2 protein-coding genes are annotated in these 16,990 nt (G+C 68.1%); both read right to left on the reverse strand.

Annotated elements, in window-relative coordinates; all coding sequences use genetic code 11:
• Positions 1 to 5: 5 nt before the first annotated feature.
• Positions 6 to 1,700 carry a molecular chaperone HscC gene (locus V9K84_RS17545; RefSeq protein WP_043864413.1) on the reverse strand — a complete coding sequence of 565 codons (1,695 nt, stop codon included), beginning with the start codon at positions 1,698 to 1,700 and terminating at the stop codon, positions 6 to 8.
• Between the two features lie 95 nt (positions 1,701 to 1,795).
• Complete coding sequence (locus V9K84_RS17550; protein ID WP_338791672.1) at positions 1,796 to 16,804, reverse strand: autotransporter-associated beta strand repeat-containing protein; 15,009 nt, start codon at positions 16,802 to 16,804, stop codon at positions 1,796 to 1,798.
• Positions 16,805 to 16,990: the final 186 nt, after the last annotated feature.

The following is a 16,990-nucleotide window of genomic DNA, read 5'->3' on the forward strand; positions in this document are numbered from 1 at the left end:
CTCCTTCAGCGCCAGCTGTCCTGGCCCAGTTCATTCACGCGCTGTTCGAGCTCGTGGCGCACCTCGCGGATCTGGCGTTCGTCCTGGGTTTCCAGCACGCGCTGGAACTGCGCGGCCCAGGCCCCGATCAGCTCACGTACCTCGCCCAGGCTTTCCTGATACAGGCGCTCCAGGCGCGCCAGCAATAGGGTGTTGGGTTGCTGGTCACGCGGGTGGGTCTTGAGCTCGGCCAGCGCCGCCAGGCGTTCGCGTACCTCTTCGGGGCTGAGTACGCCGGGGTTGTTCTCGATCACCAGGGCATGCTGCTCGCCGGTCAGCGGGATGCTCACCTGGGCTTCGAGAATGCCGTTGATGTCGTAGGTGAAGCGCACGTCCAGGGCCACCTCGCCGGCCTTGCGCCGTGGCACCGGAATCTCCAGCACGCCCAGCAGCACGTTGTCGCGCACCAGGCGGCTCTCGCCCTGGAACACCTTGACCAGCACCTGCTCCTGCTGGTCGCCGACGGTGTACACCGTCTGCACCCGGCTCACCGGCACCACGCTGTTGCGCTCGATGATCGGCAGGTAGTGCCCGCTCTCGTGGCGGTCACCGACCTGGCGCACGGTTTCCATGCCCAGGGTGTAGGAGCACACGTCGGTCAGCACCACCTCTTCGAGCGCGGCATCCCGAGCCTTGAGCGCGGCCTGCACGGCGGCGCCGTGGGCCACCACTTCATCGGGGTTGAGGCTGATCGAAGGGAAGCGCCCGAACAGCCCGGCCGCCAGCTTGCGCACCAGCGGCATGCGCGTGGTACCGCCCACCAGCAGCACTTCGTCCAGGTCCGAGGCGCGGATGCGCGCATCGCGCAGGGCGCGTTCGATGGGGGTGCGCAGACGTGCCAGCAGCGGTGCGAACAGGTCGGCCAGGGCGTCCTGGGTGTACACGTGGCGCCATTCGCGGCCCTCCACGCGCACCACGAAGTCGGCCTGCTGGGCCTGACCCAGCTGCCGGCGTACACGCTCGGCCTCGCGGCGCAGTGGCTGCAGCAGCGTGGTCGCGCCGGGGAAGTCGTTACCCTGCTGGGCCTGCACGAAATGCTCCAGCAGCAACTGGTCGAAGTCTTCACCGCCCAGGTAGTTGTCGCCGGCGCTGGCGCGCACCTCCATCACCCCTTCGAACAGCTCCAGAATCGACACGTCGAAGGTGCCGCCGCCCAGGTCGAAGACCAGAAACGAGGTTTCCTTGTCGCGCTGGTGCAGGCCATAGGCGAGTGCGGCGGCGGTGGGTTCGTTGATCAGTTTGTCGACGCGCAGCCCGGCCAGTTCGCCGGCCACGCGGGTGGCCTTGCGCTGGGCATCGCTGAAGTAGGCCGGCACGCTGATGACCGCCTCGGTGACCGGCTCGCCATAGGCACGCTCGACGTCTTCCTTGAGGCTCTTGAGCACCAGTGCCGAGAGTTCTTCGGGGCGGTAGGCACGCCCACCCAGGGTGACCTGCTGGTTGCTGCCCATGTAGCGCTTGAACAATGCGGTGGTCAGGTGCGGATGGGTGTGCAGGCGCTCGCGCGCCGCCTGCCCGACCAGCACCCGGCCCTGGTCGTCGAGCCCCACCACGCTGGGGGTGAGCGTGTGGCCGAGTGCGTTGGCCACCAGTTCAGTGGCGCCATCGCGCCACACCGCCACCAGGCTGTGGGTCGTGCCCAGGTCGATACCGACGATCATCAGCGACTTCCCTCTCATCAAATCAGAGGGCGATGGTACTTGAGGTACCTGCGCTCAAGCCACCGCCTTCACGCGCCGTGATCGTCGTTCGCCGCCTAGAACCCCATGCTGAAACTCACCGTTACCGCATGGTCGCGGGTGTCGCTGGACAGCTGCCCCGAATAGCCCAGGCCCAGTTTGCCGGCCTGCCCGATCGACAGGTCCAGCCCCGCCTCGACCACCGCCGCATCGCGGGCGATCGACACGCCCTGGGTGGTGAAGCCGGCGCCGCCCTCGATGAAGCGCAGGTCGGCATCGGGCTTGGTGTCGCCGTAGGCATGCCGCCAGCCCAGGCTGCCACGCGGGGTCAGGGTGCTGCCGTTGGCCAGCTTGAACGCCTTGCCCGCCCGCAGGCCCACGGTGGAGAAGGTGATGTCCTGGTCGGCACTGGCCTTGAGCCGCGCCGCGCCGCCCTTCTCGCGTGCAGTGTCGCTGTCGTAGTTGACGTAGGCCAGGCCCGCGAACGGTTCCAGCGCCACGCCGCCTGCCTCGATGGCGTAGCTCACCTCGCCGAACACCTGCGCGGTGCGCGCCTTGTACTTGGCCTTGAGGCGGTCATCGTAGCTGCCGATGGCGACGTCACGCTTGCTCTCGATGTCGTGCCAGCTGTACGCCGCACCCACGCGGGCCGAGAAGGCATCGAGCTGGTAGCCCAGGTAGGTGGCCAGGTGGTAGCTGTCGATGCTCGCATCGGAACGGCGGCCGCTGGCATCCAGGTCGCTGCGGGTATAGCCGGCGGCCACGCCCACGCGCCAGTCGCTGTTCAGGCTGCGGTCCACCCCGAGCAGGAAGCCCTGCACGTTGCGGTCGATGCTGGCGCTGTTGCTGTTGCCGTCCATCTTGCCCCAGGTGCCCAGTGCCTGCGCCCAGCCCACGGCCTCGTCGTGGCAACCGTCGCTGGTGAGCTGGTTGGCGTTCGGTGCCAGGGCCCGACGCGGATCCTCCTCGCGCATGCAGCCTGGCTGGCGCAGGCGGTCGTTGACCGCTTCGCGCACGTAGCGCGAGTCTTCGATCAGCGCACTGGCGGTACTGGCATGGATCTCGCCCGACAGGCTGTCCAACGCCGCCTGAACGCCACCACGGTTCTGCGCCATGACCGCGCCCAGCACCGCCGCCGGCGCCCCGCTGCTGCCCAGTGCGCCGGCCACGGCCTGCTGGTTGGGGGTCGAAGCCACATCGCCGAGGCTGGTGCCGTTGCGGCTGATGGTGACGCCGACCTGGTTGCTGCCGTAGTTGAGCGTGGTGTCGTAGAACGGCGTATCCGGCAACTGCACGGTGGTGAAGGTGCCGTTCACCCCGCCGCCGGCAGTCACCACGGTGTACTGCGCGTTGCCCGAGGCCGGTGCCGAGTTCAGCACCACCAGGCTGCCGCCCAGGTTGGCCGTGCCGCCCACGGTCAGGCCGCTGCTGGCGGGGTTGCCGACCACCACCTGCAGGGTGCCGCCCGGGGCGTTGGTGAAGTTGCCGCCGACCTTGAGCCCACTGCCCGGGTCAGGCTGCACCACACCGTTGTTGACCAGCGAGCCCACGCTGCCGTTGCCGCTCAGTGCGGCACCGGCCCCCACCGTGACCTTGGCCCCTAGCACCGTGCCCGGGTTGGCCGCATTGCCCACCAGCAGCAGGCCCTGGTTGACCGCCAGGTTGCCGCTGAACGGCTGGTTGCCGGTCAGCAGCAGGCTGCCGCTACCCTGCTTGACGGTGTTGCCGGTGCCGCTGAGCACACCGTTGAAGCGGCCGTCGGTGTCCTGCTGGAACACCAGGCTGGCGTTGTCGACGATGTTGCCCTGCAGGCTGGTGGTGTTGCCCACCAGCGTACCGCCGCTGACCCTGGTGCCGCCGGTGTAGGTGTTGGCGCCGCTCAGGATCAGCGTGCCTGCGTCGAGTTTTTCGATACCGCCCGCGCCCACCAGCGGCGCCGAGATCTGCGTGCTGTCGCCGGTGTTCACGCGCACGGCGGCCAGGTCGCCATTGGCTGCATTGACCGGTGTCAGGCTGCCGCCGCTGCCGGCCACCAACTGGTAGCCGCCGCTGAGGAACTGCAGGCCGGTGAAGGACTGGTTGCCGGCCACGGTGACGGTCCCCGCCTGGCCACCGAACACGCCGAACTGCGCATCCCAGGTTTCGCTCAGGTTGCCGTTGACGTCGGTCCAGTTGGTGCCGTTGCCCCAGGTGCCGCTGCCGCCACCGATGGTGCCGTCGGCGTTGGTCTTGCCGCCGTTCCAGAACTGCAGTGCGCCACCGGCGCCCTGCACCACCAGGTTGATCTGCTGGGCGATGGCCGTCTGCAGGGTCAGTTGGCCTGGCAAGGTGCCGCCTGGCAGCAGGCCGAACAGCAGGCCGTTGTCGGTCAGGTTGCCTCCGTAGCTGAACAGCTGGTAAACGCCGCTGCCGAAGCCACCGCCATTGCTGATGTTGAGCGTGCCATCAAGGGTGAGGTCGCCCGCCACCTTGACCACGGTGGTCGAGGCCGATGCCTGCCCGAGCGCCAGGTCGACATTGCTGCCGGCATCCAGGTTGAGCGCACCGACCTTGAGTGGCGTGGCGCCGCTGCCCGCCGCCAGGGTCGCACCGCTGGCCAGGTTGACCGTGCCGGCGTAGTTGCCGCTGCCGCCCAGGGTCGCCCCGTTGTTGACCTGCACCGTGGCACTGGCCAGGCTGCCGTTGACCAGCAGGCTGCCGGCGTTGACCGTGGTGGCGCCGGTGAAGCCGCTGTTGCCGGTCATCAGCAGTTGCCCGCTGCCGTTCTTGATCAACGTGCCGCTGCCGGTGAGGTTGCCGGTGTAGGTACCGTTGCTGGCCTGTTCGAAGGTCAGCGCGGCGTTGTTGAGGATCGCGCCCTGCAGGCTGCTGGTATTGCCCTGCACGCTGCCGGCGTTGAAGGTGCTGCCGCCGCTGTAGGTGTTGGCACCGCTCAGCAGCAGTGCGCCATTGCCGTTTTTCACCAGGCTGCCGTTGCCGCTGATCACCCCGTTCAGGGTCAGGTCGTGGCTGCCGCCCAGGGTCAGTTGCGAGGCCAGGCTGACGGCGTTGCCCAGTTGCAGGTCAAGCGTGCCGTCGAGCTGCGCAGTGCCACCCACCGTGAGCGCGCCGCTGCCCAGTGCAGCGTTGTCGCCCAGGGTCAGGCTGCCGGCATTGAGGCGCGTACCGCCCTGGTAGGTGTTGGCGCCGGCCAGGGTCAGGTCGGCCGTACCGTTCTTCACCAGGCTGCCGCTGCCGCTGACGAGGTTGGTGAGATCAAGGTCATTGCTGCCCGCGATGGTCAGCGCACCGCCGAGCGTCACGGCGTTGCCCAGGGTCACGGCCTGGTTGGCATCCAGCGTGGTGCCGTCGGCAGCCGTCAGCGCACCGCTGCCCAGGGCGGTGTTGCTGCCCACCACCAACGTGCCGCCGTTGAGCTGGGTGCCGCCGGTATAGCCGTTGTTGCCGTTGAGCACCAGGGTGCCGCCTTCGAGCTTGGCCAGGGTGCCGCTGCCGTTGATGTCCACGTTCAGTGTGGCGCTCACGCCGTTGCCGATACGCACGTTGCCGGTGCCCTGGGCACCGTTGGTGAGGTTCAGCGCGTCACCGCTCAGCACGTAGCCATTGTCGAGGAACTGCAGGCCGTTGACGGTCTGCACACCATCGACGGTCACCGCGCCGCCCGTGCCCTGGAACACCGCGAAGGTGCCGTTCCAGGCCTGGTTGAGCGCTCCGTTGGCATCGGTCCAGTTGGTGCCGCCGACGCTCCAGACACCGGCGCCGCCGTCGACCGATCCATTGCCGACGGTCTGGCTGCCGTCCCAGAACAGCACGTTGTTGTTGCTGCCGCCCACCACCAGGTTGACCTGGTTGTTGACGGCGGTCTGCACATCCAGATCGCCCGCGATGACCCCATTGGGCACGCTGCCGATGGCCAGGCCGTTGTTGGTCAGCGCGCCGCTGTAGTCGATCAGGCGATACACGCCCGCACCGAACCCGCCCAGGTCGGTGACATTGAGCTTGCCGTCCAGGGTCAGGTTGCCGCCCACGTTGATCAGCGCCGGGGTACCCACCACAGGGGCGCCCAGGGCCGCATCCAGGTTAGCGTCCGCGCCCAGTACCAGCGAGCCGACGCTCAGGGTATCGCCGCTGCGCAGCGACAGGTGCCCGCCGTCGGCGACGGTCAGCGCGCCGCCGAGGCTGCCGGTGCCGCCCAGGGTGCTGCCGCTGTTCACCGTGACGGTGCTGCTGGCCAGGCTGCCATTGACGATGAGGCTGCCGCCGCTGACGGTGGTGGCCCCGCTCAGGGTATTGCCACCGCCCAGGGTCAGCGTGCCGGTGCCGGTCTTGTCCAGCGTACCGGTGCCGCTGAGCACCCCGCCGAACGTGCCCTCGCCCACTTGCAGGCCGGTACCGGCGCCTACGTTCACGGTGCCGCTGCCGCTGAGCTCGCCCAGGTTGGTGGTGCCGCCCAGGTTGAGGCTGGCGCCGTTGCCCAGGTTGAGCTCGGCAGGGTTGCCGAGTGCACCGCTGCCCACCGTGCTGAGGCTGCCGGAAAGAATGTTGAGGATGCCGCTGAAGCTGTTGTTGCCGCTGAGGGTGAGGTTGGCCGCACCGTTCTTGTTCAGGGTGCCCGCACCGCTGAGCACGCCGGCCAGGGTCAGGTTGTTGGTGCCCGCCACGTTGAGCGTGCCGCCCACATCCACCGCGTTGGCCAGGGTCATGGCGCTGGTGGTGGTCAGGGTGGAGGTGCCGCTGACACTCAGGGCACCGCTGCCCAGCGCCGAGCCGTTGCCCAGGGTCAGGTTGCCGGCACCCAGCTGGGTGCCACCGCTGTAGGTGTTCACCCCGGTGAGGGTCAGGCCGCCGCTGCCGGTGTGGTTCAGGCTGCCCGTGCCACTGATGACACCGCCCAGGGTGAGGTTGTTGCTGCCCGGCAGGGTCAGGCCGGCGTTGAGCACGATGGCATTGGCCAGTGACAGCGCACTGCCATTGACCAGGCTGGAGGCGCCACTGACGGTGAGCGCGCCACTGCCCAGCGCCCCGGCGTTGCCGACATTCAGCGTGCCGCTCTGCAGTACGGTACCGCCCGTGAAACCGTTGGCACCGTTGAGCGTGAGGCTGCCGCTGCCCTGCTTGGTGAGGCTGCCGGCGCCGTTGACCAGGCCATTGAGGGTCAGGTCGTTGCTGCCGAGCAGCGTCAGGTTGCCGCTCAGGTTGAAGGTGTTGGCCAGCGCCAGCGCGCTGCTGCTGTCCAGTTGCGTGCCCGCGGCCGCGTTGAGGGCGCCGACGCCCAGTGCGGTGTCACTGCCCAGTACCAGCGTGCCGGCATTCAGGGCGGTAGGGCCGGTGTAGCTGTTGTCGCCGTTGAGCGTCAGGCTGGCGCCGCCCGCCTTGAGCAGGCCGCCGGTGCCGCTGATGTCACCGTCCAGCGTCAGTGCGTTGCTGCCGGCAATGCTCAGTTGGCCGAGCAGGCCAATGGTGTTGGCCAGGCTCACCGCCTTGTTGCTGTCCAGGGTGGTGCCATTGGCCGCAGTCAGCGTGCCACTGCCCAGCGCGCCGTCATTGCCGACCACCAGGGTGCCGCCATTGAGCTGCGTGCCGCCGGTGTAGCCGTTGGCGCCATTGAGCACCAGCGTGCCGCTGTCGAGCTTGGCCAGGGTCGCGCTGCCATTGACCGGCAGGCCCAGGGTGGCGGTCACGTTCGGGTCGACACGTACCGCAAAGCTGCCACTGTTGCCGTTGACGGCGTTGAGCACGCCGCCGCTGCCGGCGACCAGCTGGTAGCCGTCGGTGATGAACTGCAGGGCATTGACGGCCTGGCCACCTTCGACCGTGACCACGCCGCCCGCGGCGCCCTGGAACACCGCGAACTGCCCCTGCCAGACGTCGTTGACTGTGCCGTTGAGGTCGGTCCAGTTGGTGGTGGTGCTGTTCCAGGTGCCGCTGCCGCCCTGCACCACGCCATCGGGGACAGTGCCCGCCCCATCCCAGAACTGCACGATCAGGTTGGGCGAGTTGACCAGCACGTTGACCTGGCCGGTAATCGCGGTTTGCAGTTGCAGCTCGCCGGGCGTGACGCTGCCCGGCAGGCTGCCCAGCACCAACCCGTTGTTGGTCAGCGAGCCGTAATCGAACAGGCGATAGATACCATTGCCGAAGCCGCCGTCATCGGTGATGTTGAGCGTGCCACCCAGGGTCAGGTTGCCGGCAACATTGAACAACGAGGTACCGCCGGTGACGGGCGAGCCGAGTGCGACGTCGATGCTGGCGTTGGGCGCCAGCGCCAGCGAGCCGAAGCTGAGCTGGGTGCCGCTGGTGCCGGCCAGGTGGCCGCCGTTGACGATGGTGGTCAGCCCGCCCACGCTGCCGCTGCCGGTCAGGGTCGCACCGGAATTGACCGTCAGGTTCCCCCCGTTCAGGGCGCCCGACACGCTCAAGGTACCGCCGCTGACCTGGCTGGCGCCGCCCAGGTTGCTGATGCCGGCAAGTTCCAGCACGCCGGTGCCGACCTTGTTCAAGCCGCCGCTGCCGACAAAGGCACCGGCGAAGACGCTGTCCAGGTTGGTATTGCCCAGGCTCAGCGTGCTGCCCAGGCCGATATTGGTGGTGCCGCTGCCGGTGAGTGCACCGATGCTGGTGTTGCCGTTCAGGTTCAGGTCGGTGCCGCTGCCCAGATTGACACTGGCGACATTGCCCAGGGCGTTGCTATTCAAGGTGGTCAGCATGCCCTGGGTGATATCGAGTGTGCCGCTGAAGGTGTTGTTGCCGAACACCACCAGTTCCTGGGCGCCGCTCTTGATCAGGTTGCCCGAGCCACTGATAACCCCACCCAGGGTCAGGTTGGCGGCCGTGTCCAGGGTCAGGTCGCCATTGACCGCGATGGCATTCAGCAGCGTGACAGCCTGGGTATTGCCCAGGGTGCTGGTGCCCGTCGCGCTCAGTGCGCCGCTGCCCAGCGCAGCGCCATTGGTGACGGTCAGGGTGCCGCCGCCCAGGCTGGTACCACCGGAATAGGTGTTGGTGCCGCTCAGGGTCAGGTTGCCGCTACCGGTCTTGATCAGTTGGCCGTTGCCGCTGATCACGCCGCCCAGGCCGAAGTCGTTGCTGCCGTTGACGGTGAGGTTGGCATTGAGGCCGATGCCGTTGTTCACCACCACGGCGCTGTTGCCGCTGCTCAGGCTCGAGTTGCCGGTGACCGACAGCACCCCGGTGCCCAGCGCATTGTTATTGCCCAGCACCAGGGTGCCGGCGGTGAGGATAGTCTCGCCGCTGTAGGTGTTGCTGCCGTTGAGGGTGAGGGTCGCAGCGCCGTTCTTGGTCAGGTCGCCGGGGCCGTCGATCACGCCGTTCAGGGTCAGGTCGTTGCTGCCGCCGACGTTCAGGTTGCCGACGATGTTCAGCGCATTGCCCAGCGTCACCGCCGTGCTGGCATCGAGGATGGTGTTGTTGCTGGTGCGCAGGGTACCGACGCCCAGTGCGCTGTCGCTGCCCACGATCAAGCGGCCGGCGCCCAGCAGGGTGTCGCCGCTGTAGGTGTTGGCGCCGCTCAGGGTCAGGTCGCTGGCGCCGGTCTTGACCAGGCCGCCCGCGCCGCTGATAGCGCCCGTCAGGGCCAGGTTCTGCGCGCCGAGCAGGGTCAGGTTGCCGGTCAGTACCAGGGCATTGTCCAGGGTCAGCGCGGTGCTGGTGTCCAGCGTGGTGGCGCCGGCGGCGGTCAGGGTGCCACTGCCCAGCGCCGTGGCCGAGGTCAGCAGCAAGCCGCCGGCATTGAGCGCGGTACCGCCCTGGTAGGTATTGTTGCCGCCCAGGGTCAGCACCCCGGTGCCAGTCTTGATCAGGCCGCCCGCACCGCTGATGTCGCCGCCCAGGGTCAGGCCGGCGCTGTTGGCGACGGTCAGGTCGGCATTCAGGCCGATGGCGTTGCCCAGGTTCAGCGCGGTGTTGCTGGCCAGGGTGGAGGCGCCGCCGACCGTCAGCGCGCCGCTGCCCAGTGCGGTGGCGTTGCCTACGGTGAGGGTGCCGGCATTCAGGGTGGTGCCGCCGCTGTAGGTGTTGGCACCGGTGAGGGCGAGGTTGCCGCCACCGGTCTTGATCAGCCCGCCAGTGCCGCTGACCACGCCCGTCAGACCCAGGTCGGTGTTGCCGGCGACCGTCAGGTTGGCGCCCAGGTTGACCGCGTTGGCCAGGTTCACCGCAGCGCTGCTGGCCAGGGTGGACGCCCCGCCCACGCTGAGGCTGCCGTTGCCCAGCGCCAGCGCATTGCCCACGGTGAGGGTGCCGGCGTTCAGGGTGGTGCCGCCCTGCCAGGCGTTGGCACCGGTCAGGGTCAGGTTGCCCGCGCCATTCTTGGTGAGGCTGCCGGCACCGTTGACCTGGCCGCCCAGGGTGATGTCGTGGGTGCCGCCAACGGTCAGGTTGCCGGCCAGCGATACGGCGTTGAGCACGGTGACATCCAGGCTGCTGTCCAGCGTGGTGCCGCCTGCTGCCACCAGGTTACCCAGGCCCAGCGCCTGGTCACTGCCCAGGACCAGGCGGCCGCCATTGAGCAAGGTGTTGCCCAGGTGGGTGTTGCTGCCCGACAGGGTAAGCGTCGCGCCACCATTCTTGCTCAGCCCGCCGCTGCCGGTGAGGTTGCCGGCAAGGGTCAGGTCGTTGCTGCCGACCACCGTCAGGTCGCCGAGCAGGCCGATGGCATTGCCCAGGGTCACGGCGCTGCTGGCGTCCAGTGACGTGCCGGCCTGTGCAGTGAGCATGCTGGTGCCCAGTGCGGTGTTGCTGCCGACGATCAGGGTGCCGCCGGCGAGGCTGGTGCTGCCCTGATAGGTGTTGTTGCCATTGAGGGTCAGGCTGGCCGAACCGTTCTTGACCAGCCCGCTGCTGCCGCCGATCACGCCATTGAGCACCAGGTTGCTGGTGCCCGGCAGGGTCAGGTCGGCGCCCAGGTTGATCACGTTGGCCAGGCTCAGCGGGGTGCTGGTCGCCAGGCTGGACGCGCCGGTGACGTTCAGCGCACCACTGCCCAGTGCCGCACCATTGCCCAGGGTGAGGGTGCCGCCGCCGACGCTGGTGCCGCCCTGGTAGGTGTTGGCACCATTGAGGGTCAGGTTGCCCGTGCCGGTCTTGTTCAGGGCACCGCTGCCGCTGACGATGCCGTTGAGGGTCATGGCGTTGAGGCCGTCGAGGGTCAGGTTGGCGCCCAGGTCGATGGCGTTGGCCAGGTTGGTCGTGGTGGTGCCTGCCAGGCTGCTGGCAGCGGTCACGTGCAGCACGCCCGTGCCCAGAGCCAGGTCATTGCCCAGCAGCAGCCGGCCAGCGGCCAGGGTGGTGCCGCCGGTGTAGCTGTTGGCGCCGCCCAGGGTGAGCGTGGCAGCGCCGTTCTTGGTCAGGTTGCCGGCGCCGTTGATGCTGCCGTTCAGGGCCAGATCGTTGCTGCCGGCCACCGTCAGGCCGCCGAGCAGGTTGACGCTGTTGCCCAGAGCGATGCTGGCGTTGCTGTCCAGCGTGGTGCCGTTGGCAGCAGTCAGCGCACCGCTGCCCAGCGCCAGGTTGTTACCTACCACCAGGGTGCCGCCATTGAGGGCGGTGCCGCCGCTGTAGCTGTTGCTGGCGTTGAGCACCAGCGTGCCGCTGTCGACCTTGCTCAGCAGGCCGCTGCCGCCCAGGGCGACACCAACCGTGGCGGTCACACCCGGATCGACACGCACCGTAGTGGCGCCATTGCTGCCATTGACCAGGTTCAGCTGGCCGGTCACGCCATTGAGCAGGCGGTAGCCATCGGTGACGAACTGCAGGCCGGTGATCGACTGCGCGCCATTGACCAGCACGTCGCCTGCGGCGCCCTGGAATACCGCGAAGTTGCTGCTCCAGTCACGGTTGCCGGTGCCGTTGACCGTGGTCCAGTTGGTACTCAGGGCATCCCAGGTGCCGTTGCCGCCCTGGATCACGCCGTTGCCGACCAGGCCGGTGCCGTCCCAGAACAGCACGCTGCCATTGGCGCCACCGACCAGCAGGTTGACCTGGCTGCCGATCGAGGTCTGTACCTGCAGGTCGCCCAGCTGCACGCTGCCGGGAATGCTGCCGATCACCAGGCCGTTGTCGGTGAGCTGGCCGGTGTAGTTGATCAGGCTGTAGATACCGGTGCCAAAGCCGCCGATGTCGCTGACATTGAGGGTGCCGTCCAGGGTCAGGTTGCCGTTGACCTTGATCAGCGCATTGCCGCCGGTAGCCGGCGAACCAAGGCCCACGTCCAGATTGGAGTTGGCGTTGAGCACCAGCGAGCCCAGGGTCAGGCTGTTGCCGCTGTTGGCCGCCAGGTGGCCGCCATCGGCGATGGTCACCGCGCCCAGCACGCTGCCAGTGCCGGTACTGGTGAGGGTGGCGCCGGTATTGACCTGCACCAGGTTGCTGCCCAGCGAACCGGTGACGTTCAGGGTGCCGCCATTGACCTGGGTGCTACCGCTCAGCAGGCCGTTGTTGCCGGCCAGTTCCAGGCTGCCGCCGCCGACCTTGATCAGGCCACCGGCCCCGGCCAGGCCGCCGGTGAACACGCTGCTGGCATCCCCCGCGCCCACGCTCAGGTTGGTACCGGCCCCCAGGTTCACGCTGCCGCTGCCGGTGAGGCTGGCAAGGCTGCTGCTGTTACCCAGATTGAGGCTGGCGCCCAGCCCCACGTTCACCGCCGAGGCATTGCCCAGTGCGCCGGCACCGACCGTGGTCAGGCTGCCATTGAGCACGTTGACCGCGCCGCTGAAAGTGTTGTTGCCACTCAGGGTCAGGTCGGCCAGGCCATTCTTGATCAGGCCACCGGTGCCGCTGATCACCCCGCCCAGGCTCAGGTCGTTGTTGCCCGCCAGGCTCAGGTCGGCATTGAGTATCAGGTTGTTGCCCAGTGCGAAGCTGGCGCTGTTGTCCAGGCTGGCGTTGCCGGCCACGGTCAACGCGCCGGAGCCCAGGGCATTGGCATTGCCCAGGGTCAGGCCGCCGGCATTGAGCACGATGCCGCCCTGGAAGGTGTTGACGCCATTGAGGGTCAGGTTGCTCGCCCCGTTCTTGACCAGCCCGGCGGCGCCGCTGATCACGCCGCCCAGGGTCAGGTCGTTACTGCCGGCCAGGGTCAGGTTGGCACCCAGGTTGATCGCGTTGGCCAAGGCGAAGCTGGCGCTGTTGTCGAGGCTGGCCGCACCGGTCACGTTCAGTGCGCCATTGCCCAGCGCCGAGGCATTGCCCAGCACCAGCGCGCCGGCATTGAGCAAGGTCCCGCCGGTGAAGGTGTTGAGGCCATTGAGGGTCAGGGTGGCGGCACCATTCTTGATCAATTGGCCGGCCCCGGCGATCACACCGCCCAGGGTCAGGTCATTGCTGCCGACAACGCTCAGGTTGGCGTTCAGGTTCACCTGGTTGGCCAGGTTGAGCGCCACGCTGTTGTCGAGCGTGGCAGCGCCGCCCACGTTCAGTGCGCCGCTGCCCAGTGCCTGGTTGTTGCCCAGGCTGAGGCCGCCGCCATTGAGGTTGGTACCGCCTTGATAGGTATTGGCCGCGTTCAGGCCGAGGGTGGCCGTGCCCGTCTTGGTCAGGCTGCCGGTGCCGCCCACCACGCCGTTGAGCGTCAGGTTCGCGGCCCCGCCGATGCCCAGGTTGCCGGCCAGGTTGACCAGGTTGGCCAGGCTGACCGCCGTGCTGGCCTCCAGTTGGGTGTTGCCGGCTGCGTTCAGCACGCCGGTGCCCAGCGCGGTGTTGCTGCCGACGATCAATTTGCCGGCGTTCAGGTTGGTGGCGCCGCTGAAGGTGTTGGCACCGCTCAGGGTCAGGTCGGCACCGCCGGCCTTGGTCAGGCCGCCTGCGCCGCTGATCACGCCGCCGAGGTTGAGGGTGTTGCTGCCCAGCAGGTTGAGGTTGCCGGCCAGGGTCACGGCATTGCCCACCGTCAGGGCTTTGGTGGCGTCCAGCGAGGTGTTGCCGGCAGCAGCCAGCGTACCGGTGCCCAGTGCGGTGTTGTTGCCCAGGATCAGCGTGCCGGCATTGAGCGTCACGCCGCCACCGAAGGTATTGGCAGCGCCCAGCGTCAGGTTGGCCGCGCCGTTCTTGCTCAGGCCCGAGGCGCCGCTGATGACGCCGTTCAGGGTCAGGTTGCTGGTGCCCGGCAGGGTCAGCACGCCATTGAGAACCACGGCATTGGCCAGTACCAGCGGTGAATTGTTGGCAAGGCTCGCCGCGCCGCCGACAGTCAGGGCGCCGGTGCCCAGCGCTGCGGCACTGGCCAGGGTCAGGGTACCGGCGTTCAGGGTGGTACCGCCGAGGAAGGTGTTGTTGCCGCTGAGGGTCAGGTTGGTGGTGCCGTTCTTGATCAGGCTGCCATTGCCGCTGATCAGGCCTTGCAAGGCCAGGTCGTTGCTACCGTCGAGGGTCAGCGCGCCGTTGAGCGTGAGGGCGTTGCCCAGGGTCACGCCTGGGGCGGCGTCAAGGCGGGTACCGTCCGCCGCGATCAGTGCACCCTGCCCCAGCGCCGTGCTGCTGCCGAGCACCAGCTTGCCGGCGTTGAGTCGGGTGTTGCCCACGTAGGTGTTGTTGCCGGCAAGGGTCAGGTCGGCTGCGCCGTTCTTGATCACGCCGCCCGCGCCACTGATCGGGCCGCCCAGGCCAAGATTGGCCGTGCCGCCGACGGTCAGGTCGGCGCCAAGGTTGACCGCGTTGGCCAGGCTGAGTGCCACGCTCGCATCCAGGCTGGCGGTGCCCGTGGTGTTCAGGGCGCCGCTGCCCAGGGCGTTGGCCGCGCCCACCATCAGGCCGCCGGCATTGAGCGTCACACCGCCCTGGAAACTGTTGTTGCCGTTGAGCGTGAGCAACGCGGCGCCGTTCTTGACCAGCCCGCCGCTGCCCGACACCACGCCGCCGAGCGTGAGGGCATTGCTGCCGGCCAGGGTCAGGTTGCCGCCCAGGCTGATGGCATTGGCCAGTGCAACCGAGCTGGTGCTGTCCAGCGTGGTGCCATCGGCCACGGCCAGCGTGCCGGTACCCAGCGCCGTGTTGTTGCCGACGATCAGCTTGCCGGCCTGCAACTGCACGCCGCCGCCGAAGGTATTGGCCGCGCCCAGGGTGAGGTCGGCCGCACCGCTCTTGATCAGCCCGCCGGTACCGCTGACCACGCCCCCCAGGGTGGTCGCGCTGGTGCCCAGCAGGCTCAGCGTGTTGGCGCCGAGCACCACGGCGTTGTTGAGGTTGACTGCGCTGCTGGCGTCCAGGCTGGCATTGGCGCCCAGGGTCAGCGCGCCGGTACCCAGCGCCGCACCGTTGCCTACGGTCAGGCTGCCGCCGTTGAGCAGCAGGCCGCCGGTGAAGGTGTTGGTGCCCGTGAGGTTGAGGTTGGTGGTGCCGTTCTTGACCAGGCTGCCATTGCCGCCGATGACGCCGCCGAGGGTCAGGTTGTTGCTGCCGGTGAGGGTCAGCGCACCGCCCAGGCTGATGGCGTTGGCCAGGGTCAGCGCACTGCTGGTGTCCAGGCTGGTGCCGGCGGCCGCAGTCAATGCACCGCCCCCCAGCGCGGCGGCATTGCCGAGGATCAGCTTGCCGGCGCCCAGCGTGGTACCGCCGCTGTAGGTGTTGCTGGCGGCCAGGGTCAGGTCGCCGCTGCCGGTCTTGTTCAACGAACCGGTGCCGCTGACCACACCGCCCAGGGTCAGCGCATTGCTGCCGGGCAGGCTCAGCGCTGCCGACAGCTGCACGGCGTTGCTCAGCACCAGCGGTACCGAGCCCTGCAGGCTGCCGGCCCCGGTAACGCTCAGGCTGCCGGTGCCCAGGGCCGCGGCGTTGGCGAGCGACAGTACGCCAGCATTGAGGAAGGTGCCGCCGGTATAGGTATTGGCCCCGCTCAGGCCCAGGGTGCCGGCGCCTGTCTTGGTCAAGGCGCCGCTACCGCTGACGATGCCGGTGAGGGTCAGGTTGTTGTCGCCGATGATGCCGAGCCCGCCGGCACCGAGGGTGACGGCGTTGGCCAGCGACAGGTTGGCCGCGCCAGCACCCAGCGCGCCACCGTTGGCCGCGATGGTGCCGGTGCCGAAGGTCGAGGCGTCGTCGAACACCAGCGAGCCGCCGTTGAGGCTGGTGCTGGTGACCCCGAGCAACGCGCCGGAGAGTGTCCAGGTGCCGCTCTGCACGAGCAGGTTGTTGAAGTTGATGTAGTTGCTGGCCGAAAGCGTGCCCGTGCCGCCGGTACCGGTGCCCCCGCCGATGGCGTTCTGCAGGGCCAGGGTGTTGCTGCCGCCGGCACCGCCGTCGACCTTGCCGCTAGGCGCATACAGCAGGTTGATGCCGGCGATGCCCAGGTCGACGCCTACACCTCCCCCGCTACTGACACTGGAACCTGTGATTGCGTTGAAGCGGTTGGTGGAGTTCGCCCCCATCGACACGCCGCCACTGATCGCGCCACTGTTGGTAAAGGTATTGCCGGTGGCAGTGCCTGATGCCTGGAACGCCACGCGACCGATGATGGTGCCGGTGTTGGTCATGTTCACGCTGCCGCCGCCATACACCGCCACCACCGGGGCGTCTGGGGCCAGCACGCTGACGCCGACAATGTTCGATGAACCGATGGTGCCGTCGTTGACCAGCGTGGTAACGCCACCGTTGCCGTTCTGCACGCTCAGGGCCAGGCCGTTGAGGTTGAGCAGGCTGGCACTGAGCACACCGGTGGTGCCCTTGATAACGCCACCGCTGAAGTTGGTGATGCTGACCGTGCTGGCCGCCGAGTTGCCAACCTTGATCCCGGAGCTGAGCCCGCTCAGGATCCCGAGGAATGCGGGGTCGATGGTGCCCGAGTTGTTCAGGGTGACGTTGTTGCCGGTCAGGTTGACTGCCGTGCCGAGCAACGGCGCGTTGATCTGCGAGCCATTGCTCAGGTTAAGGGTCAGGTTGTTGGCGGAGAAACTGACGTTGCCGTTCAACCCCGGGGTGCAGGTGACCGTCGCGCCCGCACCGGGGATCAGCGGGGTACAGGCGGCACTGGCCGTTGCACTGAACAGGCCGAAAGCGATTCCCGCGGTGGCCAGGCTCACGGCCAGCGACAAGGGGCGAATACGGGTGGGGGCAAGCTTGACGGCACGTCTGTCCACGGGCGACTCCTTCGTGGATCAGGCAGTTCGTTCCTTGAATGCGTGCGACGGGTACGCCGTGGAAACTACACACACTAACGTCGAAATGCCTGACCTTGGCGACTACGATTCCAGTGCTGGAATATGTAGCCGCTTTCCCGGAGCCCTTGCGCAAAGGCGTTACGTCAAATGGTGTTAATACTTTGG

This window comes from Pseudomonas sp. AE27, from assembly GCF_037113495.1.
GTDB lineage: Bacteria > Pseudomonadota > Gammaproteobacteria > Pseudomonadales > Pseudomonadaceae > Aquipseudomonas > Aquipseudomonas palmensis.